The sequence below is a fragment of the Stygiolobus caldivivus genome (assembly GCF_019704315.1).
In the GTDB taxonomy this organism is placed as follows: Archaea; Thermoproteota; Thermoprotei_A; order Sulfolobales; family Sulfolobaceae; genus Stygiolobus; species Stygiolobus caldivivus.
Map to the genome: position 1 here is coordinate 12,790 of NZ_AP024597.1, position 16,548 is coordinate 29,337.

Sequence of the window (16,548 nt, forward strand, 5' to 3'; positions counted from 1 at the left end):
GCATATTTTAGAATTAGGAAATAGATCTCTTGAGCATTTAACGTAATATGGAGTATAAGTATTTACGTAAGTATCAGGGTAAATTCTGAGTACCGTGATTTTCCAATAAACACTACAAGTAATATAAAGATTATAGAACGGACGAGCGCCCACCTCCCGACTGGTCGCCTTTTGCTTGTCCCTCGTCCGCCTCACAGCAAGTGTTGATGCCTTGTAACGGACTGACGCAGTAGGTTCGTTACTGTTGGCATTTCAAGTAAAACCCTTACGGTGACATATTTTTTATTATACTCGGTCAGTTTGTAATGGACAACAGGAGCTTTAGCCTAAAGTATACGCATTCGCTATGAATACGACGAAGGACTTGTCCTTTAGTGTCTGACTGAGTATAAATAAACAAAAAATTTTTTATAAAATTATCGGGTTTTAAGGCATTTAAGGTTAAATATAAGCATTGGGGAAGGTGCTTACGGTAACCCCAACAGCCGCTACCTTTCAATAAAGGGTGACTTTGCACAGGACTTCACAGCACCGGACCGAGCGAGCAAGGCGGTTCGGGTAGGACGAGCCTGACTCTTACTTGCTCGCAGGCCGCATTCTCTATGAAACCCGGCATAAACGCAAGTTTAGTTCCTTGGTCCTCCGCCTTGGAGAACACGTACTGTATGAGCCTGTCGTCACCCTTTATGTTTACATAAGCAATACCCAAGATTGGGGCCAGGGCTAACACGTTAATGGCGTCTATTTCCACGATGTCCGTAAGCTCACGTAGGAATGAAAGGGTCACTTCAGGCCTATCGACGACAGCTATGAACACCCCCAGCACGCTTAATTTCTCGCTGGTGTCCTTTCCCCACTTTACCTCCCCGTACTCCTTCAGGGCTAAGTCCAGCAACTTAGCCTCCTTAGTATAATCATATGCGTTCAGCAGTAACGTTATGAGTGAGACCTTTTCCTCTTTTCCCGACCTTTTACCCCCGCTAGTCTGGCTTGCGGTCAGTGTATTAAGGAACTGGTCCAGCTCCTCCTTGTCCTTTAAAAACGCGTAATATAGGAGCATCGCCGTCGCGCCCTTCATTGTGGCTTTACCTCGCAGTACTCCTTCAAGCTCCTTGACGTAATCCCTATACCTCTCGTCCCCGACTTTCTTCAGGGCGGCCGCAATGTAGACCTTGTCCATCACCAGCTCGTCCTTGTCCTTTACCCTCTTCAACATCTTTATGGCCTCCTCTATTAGGTCCTTCCTGCCTGGGGTGTCCTTATCCCTGAGCACTAAGTTCCTTATGAACATAGAGTATTCGGCCTCGTTAGGGTCAAGCCTAAGGAAGTCCTTGACCGGGTTATAGTCTGGGACGAGGTGGGCGCATGCGGTAAGTACCCCGAGCTCGATGGAAGGGTCAAACTCCGGCCTCTCACCTATTATACACCTCACGAGGGTGGCGATGTTTATGAGGTCTAAATCGTCCAAGTTTTTTCCGTATCTCTTAAGGATTTCTGTTGCCTTATCCTTGTCCCCGGCCAGTGCGTACACTTCAGCGGACATCAGTACGTGTTTTTTGTTATGTTGTCCGGCCATGAGGACGTCGCGGAAGTAACGGTCAAACTCGTCTAGTGTAGACTTATTGGAGGCTATCTGGTACATGAAGTAATAGACCTCGAGCTCCCTCTTCTTACGCAATGGTATGGGGTCTATGATGGACTCGAGCTCTTCAAAACTTATCACAGTTACCCTTTAAAAATTACGCTCTCGGCTATTTATCTTCAGATGGGGGTCAGAGAGGACTTAATGTAGTATTTGTTGAACAGCAGTTCGCATAAAATCGTTACGTTTGAAATGATTTACCGACAGCAGTATTGGTATTACCAAATTAATGACTTGAGCTCCCAGTCCTCCAGTATTTATTCTTAAAGGCTAGTAAAGGGCAACAGTGCCATTGGTTTAGTGCATAGAATTTACCAGATGAGAGGATGGGCCTCGTCCTTTAGCCCTTGACAAAGTATAACGTAATAATAACAGAGAATGTATTTTAGTGTGTATAAAATTCAGCGTAAATACTAGATACAACTATTTTTCAATAACTGTTAGTAAGAGTTCCCTAATTAGTATTTATAGGCCCTTTCACACGTCATTTGCGAATTGTAATTTTCTCTTGAACTAGTACAATTCATTCCATAAATAACACATCATAAATAACACAGTACACGTAAAGTCATACCTATAAACCAAATTATGAGACCTTTGTTATAATACGCTCATATGCGATACCATGTATTATAACCAGTCGGTTAATAAAGGGCAACGGTAACGTTAGTGTAGGGCCAAAAAATCCGCTAAGCAAGGTAATTGACGTTGCCCTTTAGTCCCTGACTAAGTATAATATTGCTGTGTGTATATTTAATGTGGTAACCTCACCATACTCAGACAAATAGAAATCATAAAGGAGCCGTGAAAGACCATGGAGACACGAATGACCCAGTTTTTAGTAAAACTCTCCTCATTTTAACGCCTTGAATAATTTCTTGTAGTCATAGCCGTTCACTTCATATACATACACTACCGAATATACGAGTTGGAACACTATAGAATACGCGTCTCCGGTCTTCATGGCGACGTCTAGTAAGTCGTTCAACTTTTTGACCGTCCTATCGTTCCTCAACACCGGCCTTTCAGGTAACTTTATGTTGTACTAGCCCATCTCCGTTACTTCTTTCTTAATGACGTCAAGGTTTATCCCTTTCTTTTCAGCGTCGTCGTGGAATTCCCTCAAGAACTTTAGGAAACTTTTAGGGTCATTCACTGTGCTTAGTAATAGTGGTAGGCTGTTGACCAGTTCAGTGAAGGATAGCTTGACCGTCTTCAGGGCCCAACGCGAATACCTTAAGGCCCTAACGATGTCGTATGTCCTTTGATTTATCATAATGTCTTCCCCCTTCCACTCTGTCTTTGACTTCAGGGTAAGCTTTTCATAGTGCTCCTCTAGGACCGACTGTACCAACTCCTGCCTGCTTTCCGTCAGCTGGGTCACGTTGGTCTCGTAGGGGTCTATAGATATCCGTCCCATTGCCAGCCCCAACCTGGGCTTGTTATCGGTAAGGAACACGTAGGGTGCGTATGACCCCAACTCATCAGGGTCCGGTCTTATCGCGACGTATACCTTGAGCCCGAGGTATTCTGCCTCGTATTCCTTTCCCGAGTTAACCTCGAACTTCTTCAGTAGGCTTAATAGGTCCGGTGTCTTGTATGTCCAGACTGTGAGTGAGGCTAGTTCATCCACCGGTTTGTCACTTTTCCCCTCTTTTACGTCTTCTCCCATTATAGTATCAAGAATTTCTTCCTTCTTAATTTTCAGTCTGTTTAGGTCTTCGATCAGCCCCTTTAGTCCCCCGCCTTTAAGGTAGTCTTCGAACAGTTTATGTAATAAGTAGAAGTAGAAGAACCAGTCGTCTTTACTTTTCAGCTCAACTGGGACTTCTACTTTGTCGGCATATTTTTCATGGAGGGATTTAAAAGGTTCACTTTTAAACTCAGTGGAAAGTATGTTGGCCACCATGCCCATTTTGTCGATCAACTTTTGGACTTTTTCAGGGTCTACCTCGCCGTCAATTATAATATTAAAAATTACCAGGCTCATAAAATATATATTGGGACGTAGTTTTAAATTTTTATAAACGGTGTATTAGCAAGCCGTTCACGCTCCCTATGCATGCCTCCTGCAAAGGGAGTTTTTCCCTTATTCAAGGGAGAGAAAAGACGTTTAATATATTAATAGTCTAGATCGTTTTCAGCCCTCAACCTATACTTTCGACATGTTTTTGACTGACAAGATGTAAGGTGTTACGTCGTTACGACCAAGAGATCTGGGCCCTTAAGTACTTAACATAAAGCGGAGTATAAATATTAGTGCAAGCGTTCACGGTAATACTCTATCATCACTGTTATTTTTCAACAAATACTACGTTTGTCCAGCAAGTTTTTGCTCCTACACTAACTCCACTGTTACCCTTTGTGTGCTCACCGAATATAACATAATCCTAGAAAATCAACAGCTAAAATACCGCCTCGGTAAGGAACCGGAGGTCAGGAGTGGCCTAAGTCGTCTCAACTATATCTAGTCCTTCAACTAGACCATTCGATCAATATTTATTAACTTTAATATTAGTCATGTATTATGTGGACGAATTAGACATTTTGAGGTCTTTAGACCCTGCAGATTTCGAGCAGTTTGTAGCTGAAAAGGTATTGCCCGTCCTCGGTCTTACACCACTCTCTGTCACGGGCGGCCCCGATGACGCGGGGTGTGACATTATCGCTTTCGACAGTAGGCTCGGCAATAAGTGGTGTGTACAAGTGAAGAGGTATTCCGAGGACAAGAAGGTGACTACGAGAGATGTCAGGGAAGTAGTCCTCGGCATGGAGCACCACAAGTGTGACAGAGGGCTGATAGTCACTACCTCAGAGCTTAACGGTCCTGCTTTAAAAGAGGCTAAGGACAGGGGGATAGACTGTATTAACAGCTCCAGACTATTGTACATAATAAGGCAGTACGGCGTCCCGATGCCTTTGACATCAAAGTTAGTACCGGGCAACAGCAACGAGGTAAGGAAAAAAGGAGAGATGGCGCCGAAAAGAGAAAGAAAAGGAGAAGAGGCAGAAAGAGAAGAGGGGCACTCAGCTCTCGTGAAGGTGAAAGACGACGGGGCCTTCTTACCCATCTCGGTAAGCGAAGCGGTGAGGGTCGCGAAAGATCAGCTCTCGCGATATAAGGAGGTCAAACTGGTGTCAGTAAAGGCCCATTTGAAAAGGCTGTATTTCTTCAAGGTGAAGGTGAGCTATAAGCTAAAGGGCAGGAGGAGCCAGAGCCTCATACTGGGTATAGACGCTGACGGGAACGTATACGAAGATATACCTACGCTGGTAAAGGACGTCGGTTTCGAGGTAGAATATGAGACTAATTCTGAGCTTTACCACAGCGTAAGGGACAGACTGACGAAAGAAGCTGAGGAGCAAGCCCCCGAGGGTGCTTCGGACATAGAGGTAAAAATGGAGAACTATAAGTTAGCGTGGGTCGTCTCCTATTACGTATTACGGTTCACCGTAGGGCTGACTGAGGCAGAAGTAGTCGTTGACAGACAAGGTAAGGTAAAGGGGGCCAGTCTCGCCCCGTTAGACGAAGAAAAGCTGAAGAGGTTTTACGGGGGGAGAGTAGTGAGGCAGGACAAGGGGATAAAGGTGGTCAGGGACTTAGACGATAAGTTCCTTGAAGAGCTCGAGGTAAACGAAGCGGGTGAAGTCGTGGAGACCATGAAAAGGGTGAGGCCGGAGTACGCGGTGGGCTTGACTAAGGCGTTCTATCACGTCCAAGGTGGGGCGAGTAGGTTCAAAGAGGAAAGTGACGGCGTTAAGGTCGATGTATTTTTTAATAACTACCATTACTTGGCTAAAGTCGATAACGGGGGTAGGATAGTCGACGGCCTGATAGTGCCTGACGCGAACGTGTATGCGGGTACAAAAAAGGGGTATAACAAGAAGAGGAGGTGTTTAATAGTCAACGCGGGGGACGTGATCAACGTTATTGACGCTAGAGGAGTAGTAGAAAGGAGAGAGGTACCTAAGGGGGTATTCTCGAAGCTGAAGTTCTCGGTTAGTAACTTCATCGCTTCCGACTACTCTATAGACACAGACGACCCGCTAGACCTAATATGACCGTGAAGGGGTACCGAGAGAGTGAGGATTGCTGAGTGGGTCGACACACCGAAATAAACATCTCTCCTAGTCACCTTTCTGTCTTCGGAATACCTCTTCACCTGTACACACCACTTGTTGCCTAGCCTACTGTCGAAAGCGATGAGGTCGACACACCGGGGAGTATAATTTAGTATAGGCAGGGCACGACTTCGGCGTTTTACCTAAAACCCTGCGTCAGTAATACGGCCTTTCATGGCAATCTCGGATACAAGGAAGGGACGACCTGACTGCGGTAAAGGTGAACAAATTTAGCAATGACACCACAACACGCTTCAGCGGACGTTAAGTCACCTTTACACGGTAAAGGGACATATAACCCCAATACTCCCCCGCTATCCCTCGTCGGGGATACAGTCAACACCTCAGCCCCACTATCTCGGCGATGCCGCAGAGCTTGGAGTAGACCCCGAACTCCTTTGCCTTCTGTTTCATCCCCTCACTTACCCCCTTATTTAACAGGATGGCCATTACGTCCTCCTCGTCCTGACCACTACCGTAGACTAATTTAGCTACGACCACGTCTTCTACGCTTTCCAACCAACACTTAACCCCCATCAACTCACCCTTTACCCTTCCCCTAAGGGCTTCATAGTCGAGTCTGTCTTTAGCGAACTTTAGGTCTACATGGAATAGAGTACTTCTGGGGAGGAACAGAGTTACCCAGCCCCTCTCCCTATATGCGTCCTCCAACTCCTGGTTCGAAAACTCGAACCCGTGCCCCTTTAATTCCTGAGAGAGGGGGGCCCAATATTTTGAGTGTCTATAACGACGTCTATGTCTTGTGTTACCCTGTCCCTACCGTAATGGATCGCCGCTAACCCCCTACGATAACGTACACGACCCCTGCGCTTTCTAGGGCACTCACTAACCTCTGGAGTGCCTCAGAGACCTCCTCCATTCCCTCACCTTCATGAGGTGCTCCCTGGCCTTCTTCACGTCCCCGTTGAACGCCTTCAAGTACTCCGTTTCCCATATATGGTAGAGCTCGATGAATAACTCGTCTGAGGTCTTACCGGTCCTCTTCATTACTTCTAGGTCGGACTTTATGTCCTCTACCCTCTTCCTGAACCTCTCGTATGAGCCGAACGGCCTTATTATCTCCTCGTAGGTCTCTTTGTCCATCGAGAGTACATTCTCCGGGTGGTTAATAAACCTAAAGCGGGCCTCCCGCGTTTTCACGGGGCAGAAAGGAAATGTACGCCGATAACGACGACCCACAACGCTTCCAGTATTATAAGTTACGAAAGGGGCCTCCGACCCGAGAGCCGGGAGTAAAGATCTGGCTGAAACCTATGCCACATACGGCTTTACGTAACTGTCACAGTCCTTATACCCGTTTTGCACTAAAGTGCATGTCCTCGTCCTCCCGTCTAACGCCCCCGCACTGCACTAATACCCCGGTGCCCTTTATTGTCTGACCGAGTTTGACTAACGGTAAGGCGTTATATCATTTCTGAGGGCTTTACAAAAGGTTGAAAGCCCCCATTCAGGCAGGGATGGCAATTAAATACTCCTTTTTTCTCAATTCCCCTCGTTAGCTAGGGGATAACCTAAGGCTGTTACACCCCAAAGGTCAGGCCGTAACGTCCTTAAAGAGCTCATACTCGGCCCCTATCTCCCTACACTTACGTTCTACCACCTCTTTCCTCCCGTAATAAAATAGCATGTTGACGAACATCTTTTCCTTCACGGAATATAAGAACTCGTCGGCCTTTCCCAACTCGTAAAACCCCAGTTTCTCTAACACCCTCTGTGACCTTATGTTCCTCTCGTCGACCCACGCGGTAAGGATCCTGACGTCCGTGTCCTTTAACAAATAGTAGAATAGGAGGTAGATAAGCCCCTTACCCCTGAAAGGCTTGTCCACTGCATATGCTACCTCACCTACGTGGGACTGCATCTCCATCCCGAAGTACCTCCCCTTGTTTAGCTGGATCAAGCCGACGACCTTGCCCTCCGAGTAGGCTAATACCATCAGGGTCTGCTTACCCCATGTCTTGGACCACTCTACTATACGCCCCCTGTCGACCTCACTATAACGTGATAGCGTGTAGTTTTCCTCGTCGTTGGATAGCCTGGTCATGAAGTCCAGGTAACCGTTAACGTCCTTTTCGTCGGCACCCTTTAAAGTAACAAGCCCCATGAATTATACTGTCTAACCCTAAAGTTAAAAGCCTGTCCTTCGCCTCTCAGGGACTTAGACATTACCTTTCCCACAGCAGGAGCTACTGCGGTACGAGGACGCAGGCTCTAAGTCTGAACACGTCCCCGTGGGGTCAAATATAGTCTTTTTAATTAACTCTTTTTCATTAACGAGGTTATTTAATCGTAGTTTAACGCATTAAAAAAGGGTTTGATATGTTTTACTAATACTTTTTAAATTTCATGACCGTTTGAGGACAGCCCCGCTTGCGCGTAGCTCCCACGTGAGGATTTTTAAGTGTGGCTAAAAATGAATAGTTATGGAGAGGAACCTTTATAAGGTCGGGGAAGAGTACGTTGAGGCTAGGGTCATTGAGTGTTTATCTGATCTTCTCCTCTCATTGACCTTGTGGAAAGAAGGATATACTAGGGATTCCGCAGGGAAAGCTTTCAGTGCGGTAAAAGCGTTAATGAGCGCGTTAATAGTAACTAATGAAGAGAAATTACTTGTTCTAGCTAAGGACGAGCAAGAGAGGGAGTGGTTGAAGAAGAAGGCCCACGTAGTACCTACTCACAGTATGTACGGTTTAGCACAGATGTTAAGGAAAATAGGGATTGATATTATAAACCTTGTGAACTTTGCTTTAGACCTTCATGATTACCAATATAACGGCTTTGAACCCGATTTCAGCAAATACAGCAAAAAGGAGCAAGTCTTAGCCGACCTCATTACCGTAGTTAAGGAGACCAAAAAATTGATAAGTACTTATTTCCCCAAGTATGGGGTTAAGGAGATTTTAGAAAAAATCGACACACTAATTAATGAAATAGAAGACAGTAGCTAGTGTGTCCTAGCGCCGTCTTCATACCTCCGACAGGTTTTCTGGCGTCAAGGTACCAGATTCTGTTAGGGAGAATGTTGAACCAGACAGAGTTCGATACAAATACAGTTGAGGATTTAGATTTTTCATGATATAAAATTATCTAGACTTTTGGGCCGGGACTTCCACGGGCTTCTGTAATTCAGTTAGTATCATTAAGCATTTTAACTGTTACTCATAGCATTAAAGTAAAATTAATACTAAAATGTTGGTAGAACTGGTGGCGATAAGGGTCGTAAGCCCAAGTCCGCGCCTGATAAACCTTCGACTTATATCTTATAAAGGGCTTGTTTAAGATAGCGTTGCATAGTTAAACCGTTCTATACTCATAGTCTTTCTTACTCGCTCTTCTCAATACACACGGGGGGTATTGTCCTTGATATCTATATTATCAACTCTGCCTATAGTCCACGGATTGACATCTGCTACTTATAACCCCCTATGTATTTAGTCCCCTTCTCTAGGCAAAAGGATTTCGTCGAAGTACTTCATTCTTAAATCACTAAATGAAGGGACCTTACCACCATCGTCAATAACACCTTCACTTAACCATTTCTTATATGTCCCATAGATTTCACCAGCACTAAGACCCTTACCCGATATATCAAAAACACTAGAACAGGCTCAGGAAGAAGAGGTTCTAGGGTGTTAAAGGGCGGGTGAGTGTTAGCCCTAGCTGATGCCAGTAGGAATATGGGGGGACTTTTTTCAGACAAGGTGTAACTATACGAAGACCGAGGTGTAACTATTCCGTATCTTGGATAAGAGCTCGTTTAGGGCCTTTATAAGAAGATTTAACCCCGAACCCCCTATAGTATCATTAATGGGCTCATTTGAAAAAGCGTCATTGCTCTGTAAGAGGGCGTTAAACTATTTAAAAGTAGCCAAGGACGCGTTTAATGAAGGGCTTTACGACGTCTCAGCAACTAACTGTCAGATCTCGGCTGAACTCTTAATAAAGTCTACCTTCCTGTTCCTCGGGTATACACACCCGGAGACCCACAATATCCGAAAGCTTTTAGGTGAACTCGCGAAATTGGCCGAGTCTGAGGAGATAAGCAGAGTAGTTAAGGAAAAGGGAAGGAGCTCAACTTGGTCGAGGTGAGTAGGTTTGAAGGACAATACTCCCCGGTTGACGTGGATTCAGAACTGGCCTCAGACTGCTTAGATACAATAGAAAACGTAATATTGCCCCTTGTAAAGAAAATATGGGGAGACAAGTGGTGCGGGGGCTAGAATACATTAACTATTTAGAGAACAACTGGGGGAGAATTGCAGAAAGGGTGAAAGGTGTAGCTGAAAGGCTGGGGAAAGTACACAAGGTAATAGTGTTTGGCTCAGTAGTTAAAGGCAAGGTAACGGGGAGTAGCGATTTAGATATAGCTATTTTTTACGACGAGGAGTTGACAGATAAGGAAAAGGTGAGGAGGGCCTTGGAGATACTTAACGAGGTAGACGAAGAGGTCATAATAGACGTCCAAGTGCTCAGTAAAAGCGAAGAGGACTTCTTCCTAAAATTTGTCAAAGAGTACATTGAGGTTTAACCCGCTTACAAAAACGGGGTTGACAATTTAACGGGACTGCTGGAGGAGTAACTACGTCTCCTCCCTTTGAGGAATAGACGTAACGTGTGAAAATCCCTCTCCCCCGGGAGTGTTCTCAAACAGTCATGAAATTTGATAAGTGTATATCAGTTTACTCCTAATATACTGTACACCCTCCAAGTAAACCCCGTTTAACGGAGCCTTCTCCCTCGAGTAAACTCCGGGTTCATCACGTTCAACAAGGCTAGGCTATACTCGACTATCCCCACGTCCCTGTTAACAGCCCTCGTGTCCCTTGCCAACCTAGCTAGGTGGGCCCTACAGTAAGAATGATAACTCTCCACAGTGTAAGTATACTCCTTACCCACTACGTGGTTGTCGAGTACTTGGTAAACCGAGTAACCGTCAGTGTAGTACACCCTACTCTCGGGTAGGGGACTCCAGAGGTAGCTGAAAGTTCTACAACCCCTATCACCCGTGATAAAGAAGGGTACACCTGCTAACGCGTCCCATACCCACAAGTCCACCCCCTTTCGCCCACGCCCGGCCCCCACGTAAGCCCAACTCTCGTCGAGCACCATAGCTTTTGCCGTGAAAGCCCCCAGTCGCCCTTGCAAGAGTAGTAGGTAAGTATATGCTTTTATCCCTTTCCTCCTTATAAGGATATTGTCGTTAACGGTTCCCCTTCGACCCTCGCTATCCCCCTCATGCTCATCCTATTCGTGTATTCTTTCAGTACTCTCTCCTTTTGCTCTTTACCCACCTTGTGGTTAGCAGTCTGGTAGGACGTCTTCCCGCAAGTCTTGCACTTGTGTTTTTCCTCTAGATGAGCCGTTCTTTACTACTTTGTTTGATTTGTACGAGGGGCATGGTGGTCTTTCTTCTCTCCTCTTCTTTACCCCGAGTTTTTAGTGTAGTAGAATAGTGTTGGTGGTGTCCCTAACTTGGTGACTTGTACTCCGAGTACGTTGCTATTGTGTAAGCGAGGTCTTCCGGCTCGCGTTTTCTCGGCTTAAATCCCTTAAAACTGAGGGTATTAATTGTGTAGGGTTACGAGGTCTATCTCGTAGACCCGCATGAACCTCATACCTTTGCACGTAAGTGTTTCTGAAGTAGTGTTTGCTCTCATTACTTCTAGCCCTTTCCTACAAGTAGTGCTAGAAAGGGTGGTTTTTATAAATACTCTATTATTTTTACTAATACTTATCGAATTTGATGACTGTTTGATAACACTCCCGGTTTTGGGCTCATTTTAGAATAGGGTAACAACACCTTTTCACACCAATTTAGTTATTTGATCCAGAACCTCTCTTGCTGCAGGCCTCTTTAGCGGGTCTGGGTCTATCATCCTCTTCAGTAAGGGTTCGACCTCAGCTGGTACGTTTAAGCCCCATAGGGCTAACTTCTGCTTGGCTGTTGTAACGTTTCTCGTAACACAAGTCATATCATTTACTCCATAACAGTTAAACGCGTCCTCCATCTCTTGTAAGTCCGGCCTGTCCATTTTACGTGTGAGCAGTACGTAGAGTGCTATCCCTAAGGAGAATATGTCAAAGCTTGGTTCAGCCTTATCTGTGAGCGCTTCTGGCGGTGCATAGGCTGTCGTGAGCTGTATTATGTCACTCCCGACCTTTACTGCCCCTCCCAGGTCCCCTAGCTTGAACTGAACCTTAGGTAGGTCTACCGGGTCTTTGGGCTTAAAAGTTAAGAATACGTTCTGGGGCTTAATGTCACATTGTACAAACCCCTTAGAGTGTATTTCAACTAATGCCTCAGCGACTGAAGCAATAGCCCTATAAACGGCCTTCTTCCAATAACTGGAGTAGTAAAACCTATCATCACTCAGTAAGTCATAAAGTGTACCACCACTCATTAATTCCATGACTATCATCGGAGGGCTTTTTAAATAGAGGCTAGTATTCCCGGAGAGTATTTCCTTAAGCACTAGCATGTCAACATTTATGGCGTAAATCTTTACTACATTAGGGTTATTCGAGAGCGACGCTAAGGTGGAAGCCTCGTTCATCAAGTTCTTAAAACTCTCATCAGCCCTACTCCCGGTCCCGACCTTTAAGACCTTTATAGCGTAGTCTCTCCCATCCGGACCGGTAGCTTCTAACACATAACCGTTACCCCCCTCACCTATCACCCTCTTAACTAAATAATCATTTAACTTCCTGTTAACCCATGTGTTAGGGTCCCATGAATAGAGAAAGGAAAGGGGTTTACCCAATAACACTGAAGGAAAGTTTAGCGTAAATGGACTTAACCCCGTACAATTAATCATCTTCTCCCTTATGAGGGGTGTGTCTCGGATTTGTACTAATTCTGAATAAGTCAGGCATGCAGTGTCTTGTAGCCCCATCCTCTCATAAGCCTGGGCTTCATAGAGTAACGCTACTTGCCTTAAAGCATCGGTATTTAAGCGTTGAAACGCTGACACAGCTCTACCATACTCTTTTTTCTCTATTGACGCACGCCCTATTATCATCTGTGCTAAACCCTTTATGAACTCCTTGTCTGGCCCCTCTAACGTAGAACTCTGCTCTATCTTATTACCAGCTTGCACAGCAAAACGTCGGGCACTATCTGCATCACCTTGTTTAAGCCTAAGATATGCAAAACCTAAATCATCATAGGTATCTGTATTTATTGGCCGAACCTGCCACGCCTCGTTCACACGACCGAGCTCCATCAAAATCATAACTTGCAGTAAATTACTTAGGTTAATTACTTCATTATTAGTTGAGCCCCTTATAGCTCTAGAGGCGTGAAATAAAGCTTCCTGAAGTATTCTTTGCTGATCCTTGACGAAGAAGGAGTAAAGGTATAACGCTAAGGACAAGTAATATTGGGCCTCACCGTTATTCAGGCTTTTTAGTGTTTTTATAGCTTGTTCTAAGTCACCCATCATCACCTCAGCCTTACCTTTCCACAACAAGGCATTCTCGTCCTTAGGACATAAATTAAGGGCTTCGTTAAATTTCTCATGTGCCTCTTTTAACTTGCCAGATTTATATAGACTAGCGCCCGTATTGACTAAATCGTTGCAACTGCTCATCACAAAAGTGTTTAGAATCTGGTCTTTATCTTTTTCCTCTAATCAACCAGCTTCATGATAACAGATAAGCTACAAATATTTAACGGATTAAGACCCTGATTAATTATATAAATGGGGGGGGGGGTAGTTATGCCCCTCTTGTAATTCCCATTAGGGAGCACCAGATAACAGCCCTCAGCGGTCTTTGATAGTAGTCTGTACTCACTCCTTAGTTTCTCGTATAGTCTTTCGTGGATCTTTCCCAATACTCCCTTCTCTTCCAGGTTTGGAACATCCTCATTTATCCAGAACAGTGCGTAGTGCTTTCACGTAGTTATTGACTAAGGCTAAGAGGGAGTCGGATAAGCCGACCTTCGCCAAAATAGCTACTCTGTTGAGGCTTTTGCCCCTCCTAACCGTTGAAGGAAATTAAGGGAAAGAGACGTGTATAGACCTACATACCCACCCTTAGAAGGGACGAGGCTTTCGATCTTTTGTGAACTAATTGAATAGATACGTTACTAACCATCTATTAAGACGCGTTATAAACCATGCTACGGGGGGTGTTGACGGCATCAGAAATGGTGGGCTCTCTTAAATGGTCTAACGATAAGATAGTTAAAATATTTCGAGGGGTCTAACGCAAGCACACCAGTTACGCAGTATGGTTAGAGTCGGAGAAATTGAGCAGCTGGACAAGGACACGTTAGAAGACCCATCTAACAGTTTAGCAAGTGGGTTACCCGCCCTTACGTATTGAGTACTGCATATAAATATTTACTCTGTGTTTTTAAATAAGGTATATGAGGCTTAAGATCACGTCCCTTGGACCGATCACAGAGAAGAGCGAAATTGAACTCGGTGACCTGACGGTATTTTTCGGTCCGCCTAATTCTGGGAAGTCGACTGCTTTAAAGGCGATATATTATTCGCTACACCCTCTACTTAACAACGAGGTGGGAGACGGGTTTGTTGATTTAGGGAGTATGAAGCTCGAATACGTAACAAAGGACAATTCCTACGAGTTTAAGTTCCACCCTTCAACTGATTACCTTAAGGAATTACTTCCAGAAGGGGAGTTCTCTGCAGAGCCTTTATTCGCAAAGTTTGTAGAAGAGAACTCCCTCTTTGAGGACTTCGAGGACACTTTAGTAAACCCTTCAATAATGTTGCCCTCAGGATGTGAAGGAGTAAGAGAAGTGCCATATGAGGTTAAAATCTCTGGAAAATCTGGAAAAGTGATAATACACCTCACTAACGAGCTTACCCCTAAATGCAAGGAGGCGCTTTATACGGAGTTAGGTAAGGTAATCATGCCTACTGTAGGTAAAAGGATTGCCGATAAATATAAAGAAAAATTCCTCGAGTATTTGAGAAAAGAAGAAAAGGTAGGTCACGTAGTGCTCATACCTTATTCAAGGTCATTTGTAACTTTTGAACTGTTAACTCTTATAGAGTTAGCTGCCAGTAATATGCCGTCTAAATCAGGTAGTCTATTAGTAGACATTATACAAAGCATAGTGAAATCACTTAAGAGTCCAATTCTCTTTTCATATAAGTCTTTCTTGCTAGAGAATATTTTAGGAGACGTAAAGGAACTCGAAACCTATTTCGATGAAATAAAAGGGAGGAGGGAGATCAATAAGAGAGTATACGAACTCTTAAAACCATTAATACCCGGTGACGTCAAAGTCCTGAACGACAAGCTGACGTACGTAGAGGGAGACAAGCCCATCCCTTGGAGACACACCTCAGCTTCTGTTATGGAAGCCGTAAGCTTACTTCTGTCAGTGGGGGAAGGACAGTTAATACTTTATGAAGAGCCCGAAACTCAACTCCACGAGCGGTTGCAAGTACTCATGGCACTTATCCTTTATGCCATGTCTTTATTTAATAAGTTGGTAATAACTACTCATAGTCAGACAATATTATATACACTTTCATTTATGGCTTACCTAAAACCCACTGCTGAAGAGGTTAAAAAATTGCTGGAGAAACTGGGAGTTAAGGACGACGAGTTAGCTAAAGCTGTAGAAGAGGCAAACAATAAGGAGGTAAAGTTCTATTATTTCCATGACGGAAAAGTGGAAGAAAAACCTGCTGAGGAAGTGAGTGAAGGGGTCCCCAGCGTTACGGACGTAATGGATATTGAATTAAGCTGGCTTTCCGAACTATATTTATCCAGAGGTGGTAAAGATTCTAATAGCAAATGATTGCGTATTAGTCGATGAGAAACAGAACAAAGAGGATGAAAAATGCAAATACGATATCTCCAATAAAAACATCGTTTACTTTTTCGACTTTGAAGAATTGTTTAAAAGTTCTATGATTAGTCAGGAACTAAAAGTAAAAAATACACAGCACTGTGACGCGATTATAGTTGAAGACTCGCGTATCGGTATTTATGAGCTATCAATGTATAAGGGGAGGGATATTAATACATATTTGAACAAGTTTGAATATTGCATGTGCTTTCTTGAGTATTTTAGTAATAAAGTAAGCAAAATAGACATGAGAGGGGTCAATATTGACCTAGTGATCGTGGCAAACCCTAAAGAAGTTGCGACCTTAGATAGGGCTGTGAGGACGTTTAAAAATTCGGTAAAACATTTTAGAAGGCCGATTATAGCGAGATATAGTCCAAACCTGGTGGTAAAACAATGCCAGTAAAAATAGTGCCTATGAAATGGCCATAATTAGGTTTATCGTCACGTTATTAGGCAATATGTGATCCACTACTTTGCGTGAATTTCAATTTTTAACCTATATAATCTTTTAAATTCAAAATAAGACGTCGTGTTAAAATTAAGTTTTACGTAGATTTTGATAACGGAGTCCGTGTCCCTACCCAGGTTAGGAACGGATCCCTCTCCGACCCCAACGATTTGGGCCCCCTTATGAGGGCTTCAATGTCCCAACGGTCTTCCCACGTCGTGGTGACGTCCTCGGGCGTGTCGTTGAGGTCGGTCGAGGAGGAGTACCCCCTCCCGTGACCTCTATAACCGCCTACTACCGACAGCTTGATGGGAGTGCCTATGCTTATCTCTGTCTTTTTAGTATTTTCTTACAAAAACAGTAATGTATTACAATTATTACGGTAAAATATAAAATAAAATTTAAGGAACAGTACAATACTCTTACGTAGCTATTTAACTTATCCAAGAATATTATATCTGGTACGAGAAGTATTAAGTT

The 16,548-nt window shown here is 44.2% G+C and carries 15 protein-coding genes and 3 pseudogenes; 7 read left to right on the forward strand and 11 right to left on the reverse strand.

Annotated features, from left to right (window positions below; translation table 11 throughout):
- Positions 1-523 precede the first annotated feature (523 nt).
- The 3 genes from KN1_RS00065 to KN1_RS00075 form a co-directional block, all read right to left on the reverse strand.
- Positions 524-1,576, reverse strand: coding sequence for a hypothetical protein (locus KN1_RS00065; protein ID WP_221288580.1), 1,053 nt, complete (start codon positions 1,574-1,576; stop codon positions 524-526).
- A gap of 919 nt (positions 1,577-2,495) precedes the next feature.
- Positions 2,496-2,660, reverse strand: coding sequence for a hypothetical protein (locus KN1_RS00070; RefSeq protein ID WP_221288583.1), 165 nt, complete (start codon positions 2,658-2,660; stop codon positions 2,496-2,498).
- Between the two features lie 27 nt (positions 2,661-2,687).
- Entirely contained in the window at positions 2,688-3,632 is a 945-nt protein-coding gene (locus KN1_RS00075) for a hypothetical protein (RefSeq protein ID WP_221288584.1), read from the reverse strand.
- Between the two features lie 539 nt (positions 3,633-4,171).
- Between KN1_RS00075 and KN1_RS00080 the strand changes: the two genes are divergently transcribed.
- Entirely contained in the window at positions 4,172-5,704 is a 1,533-nt protein-coding gene (locus tag KN1_RS00080; protein WP_221288585.1) for a restriction endonuclease, read from the forward strand.
- Here KN1_RS00080 and KN1_RS15055 read toward each other — a convergent pair.
- From KN1_RS15055 to KN1_RS00100, 4 genes are all read right to left on the reverse strand, one after another.
- Positions 5,665-5,886 (reverse strand): restriction endonuclease, encoded by a 222-nt coding sequence (locus KN1_RS15055; RefSeq protein WP_221290391.1) that lies wholly within the window; start codon positions 5,884-5,886, stop codon positions 5,665-5,667. The two genes, KN1_RS00080 and KN1_RS15055, sit on opposite strands and share 40 nt — an antisense overlap.
- A 214-nt stretch (positions 5,887-6,100) precedes the next feature.
- Entirely contained in the window at positions 6,101-6,436 is a 336-nt protein-coding gene (locus tag KN1_RS14610) for a hypothetical protein (protein ID WP_225905731.1), read from the reverse strand.
- A 174-nt stretch (positions 6,437-6,610) separates the two neighbouring features.
- Entirely contained in the window at positions 6,611-6,868 is a 258-nt protein-coding gene (locus tag KN1_RS00095) for a hypothetical protein (RefSeq protein ID WP_221288587.1), read from the reverse strand.
- Positions 6,869-7,319: 451 nt separating this feature from the next.
- Positions 7,320-7,889, reverse strand: a complete 570-nt coding sequence (locus tag KN1_RS00100; protein ID WP_225905732.1) for a GNAT family N-acetyltransferase — start codon at positions 7,887-7,889, stop codon at positions 7,320-7,322.
- Positions 7,890-8,208: 319 nt separating this feature from the next.
- On the opposite strand from KN1_RS00100, the gene KN1_RS00105 reads away from it, so the two are divergent.
- The 4 genes from KN1_RS00105 (at position 8,209) to KN1_RS00115 (ending at position 10,313) form a co-directional block, all read left to right on the forward strand.
- Positions 8,209-8,733: a PaREP1 family protein gene (locus KN1_RS00105; protein WP_221288589.1), complete on the forward strand. Its 525-nt coding sequence runs from the start codon at positions 8,209-8,211 to the stop codon at positions 8,731-8,733.
- Between the two features lie 859 nt (positions 8,734-9,592).
- Entirely contained in the window at positions 9,593-9,874 is a 282-nt protein-coding gene (locus KN1_RS00110; protein ID WP_225905733.1) for a HEPN domain-containing protein, read from the forward strand.
- A complete protein-coding gene (locus KN1_RS14615; RefSeq protein ID WP_225905734.1) occupies positions 9,862-10,005 on the forward strand; it encodes a hypothetical protein in 144 nt (47 codons plus the stop codon). Before KN1_RS00110 ends, KN1_RS14615 begins: the two co-directional genes overlap by 13 nt.
- Positions 9,993-10,313 carry a nucleotidyltransferase domain-containing protein gene (locus tag KN1_RS00115; RefSeq protein WP_225905735.1) on the forward strand — a complete coding sequence of 107 codons (321 nt, stop codon included), beginning with the start codon at positions 9,993-9,995 and terminating at the stop codon, positions 10,311-10,313. The genes KN1_RS14615 and KN1_RS00115 overlap by 13 nt, the downstream gene beginning before the upstream one ends.
- Before the next feature lie 123 nt (positions 10,314-10,436).
- On the opposite strand, the pseudogene KN1_RS00120 reads toward KN1_RS00115, so the two are convergent.
- From KN1_RS00120 to KN1_RS14620, 3 genes and pseudogenes are all read right to left on the reverse strand, one after another.
- A pseudogene (locus KN1_RS00120) lies at positions 10,437-11,400 on the reverse strand (IS1 family transposase).
- Between the two features lie 189 nt (positions 11,401-11,589).
- Entirely contained in the window at positions 11,590-13,374 is a 1,785-nt protein-coding gene (locus tag KN1_RS00125; RefSeq protein ID WP_221288591.1) for a protein kinase domain-containing protein, read from the reverse strand.
- Between the two features lie 164 nt (positions 13,375-13,538).
- A pseudogene (locus tag KN1_RS14620) lies at positions 13,539-13,737 on the reverse strand (RNA-guided endonuclease TnpB family protein); the annotation flags it as partial.
- A 419-nt stretch (positions 13,738-14,156) separates the two neighbouring features.
- Here KN1_RS14620 and KN1_RS00130 point away from each other — a divergent pair.
- Complete coding sequence (locus KN1_RS00130) at positions 14,157-15,566, forward strand: AAA family ATPase (RefSeq protein WP_221288592.1); 1,410 nt, start codon at positions 14,157-14,159, stop codon at positions 15,564-15,566.
- Positions 15,541-16,023 (forward strand): hypothetical protein, encoded by a 483-nt coding sequence (locus tag KN1_RS00135; RefSeq protein WP_221288594.1) that lies wholly within the window; start codon positions 15,541-15,543, stop codon positions 16,021-16,023. The genes KN1_RS00130 and KN1_RS00135 overlap by 26 nt, the downstream gene beginning before the upstream one ends.
- A 175-nt stretch (positions 16,024-16,198) precedes the next feature.
- Here KN1_RS00135 and KN1_RS00140 read toward each other — a convergent pair.
- A pseudogene (locus tag KN1_RS00140) lies at positions 16,199-16,390 on the reverse strand (ISNCY family transposase); the annotation flags it as partial.
- Positions 16,391-16,548: the final 158 nt, after the last annotated feature.

What these genes read in the sequence shown, in the direction of transcription:
- KN1_RS00065 (WP_221288580.1), bottom strand. Translation starts at nt 1,576, where the DNA reads ATGGCCGGACAACATAACAAAAAACACGTACTGATGTCCGCTGAAGTG.
- KN1_RS00075 (WP_221288584.1), bottom strand. Translation starts at nt 3,632, where the DNA reads ATGAGCCTGGTAATTTTTAATATTATAATTGACGGCGAGGTAGACCCT.
- KN1_RS00095 (WP_221288587.1), bottom strand. Translation starts at nt 6,868, where the DNA reads ATGGACAAAGAGACCTACGAGGAGATAATAAGGCCGTTCGGCTCATAC.
- KN1_RS00100 (WP_225905732.1), bottom strand. Translation starts at nt 7,889, where the DNA reads ATGGGGCTTGTTACTTTAAAGGGTGCCGACGAAAAGGACGTTAACGGT.
- KN1_RS00105 (WP_221288589.1), top strand. Translation starts at nt 8,209, where the DNA reads ATGGAGAGGAACCTTTATAAGGTCGGGGAAGAGTACGTTGAGGCTAGG.
- KN1_RS00110 (WP_225905733.1), top strand. Translation starts at nt 9,593, where the DNA reads ATGGGCTCATTTGAAAAAGCGTCATTGCTCTGTAAGAGGGCGTTAAAC.
- KN1_RS00125 (WP_221288591.1), bottom strand. Translation starts at nt 13,374, where the DNA reads ATGAGCAGTTGCAACGATTTAGTCAATACGGGCGCTAGTCTATATAAA.
- KN1_RS00130 (WP_221288592.1), top strand. Translation starts at nt 14,157, where the DNA reads ATGAGGCTTAAGATCACGTCCCTTGGACCGATCACAGAGAAGAGCGAA.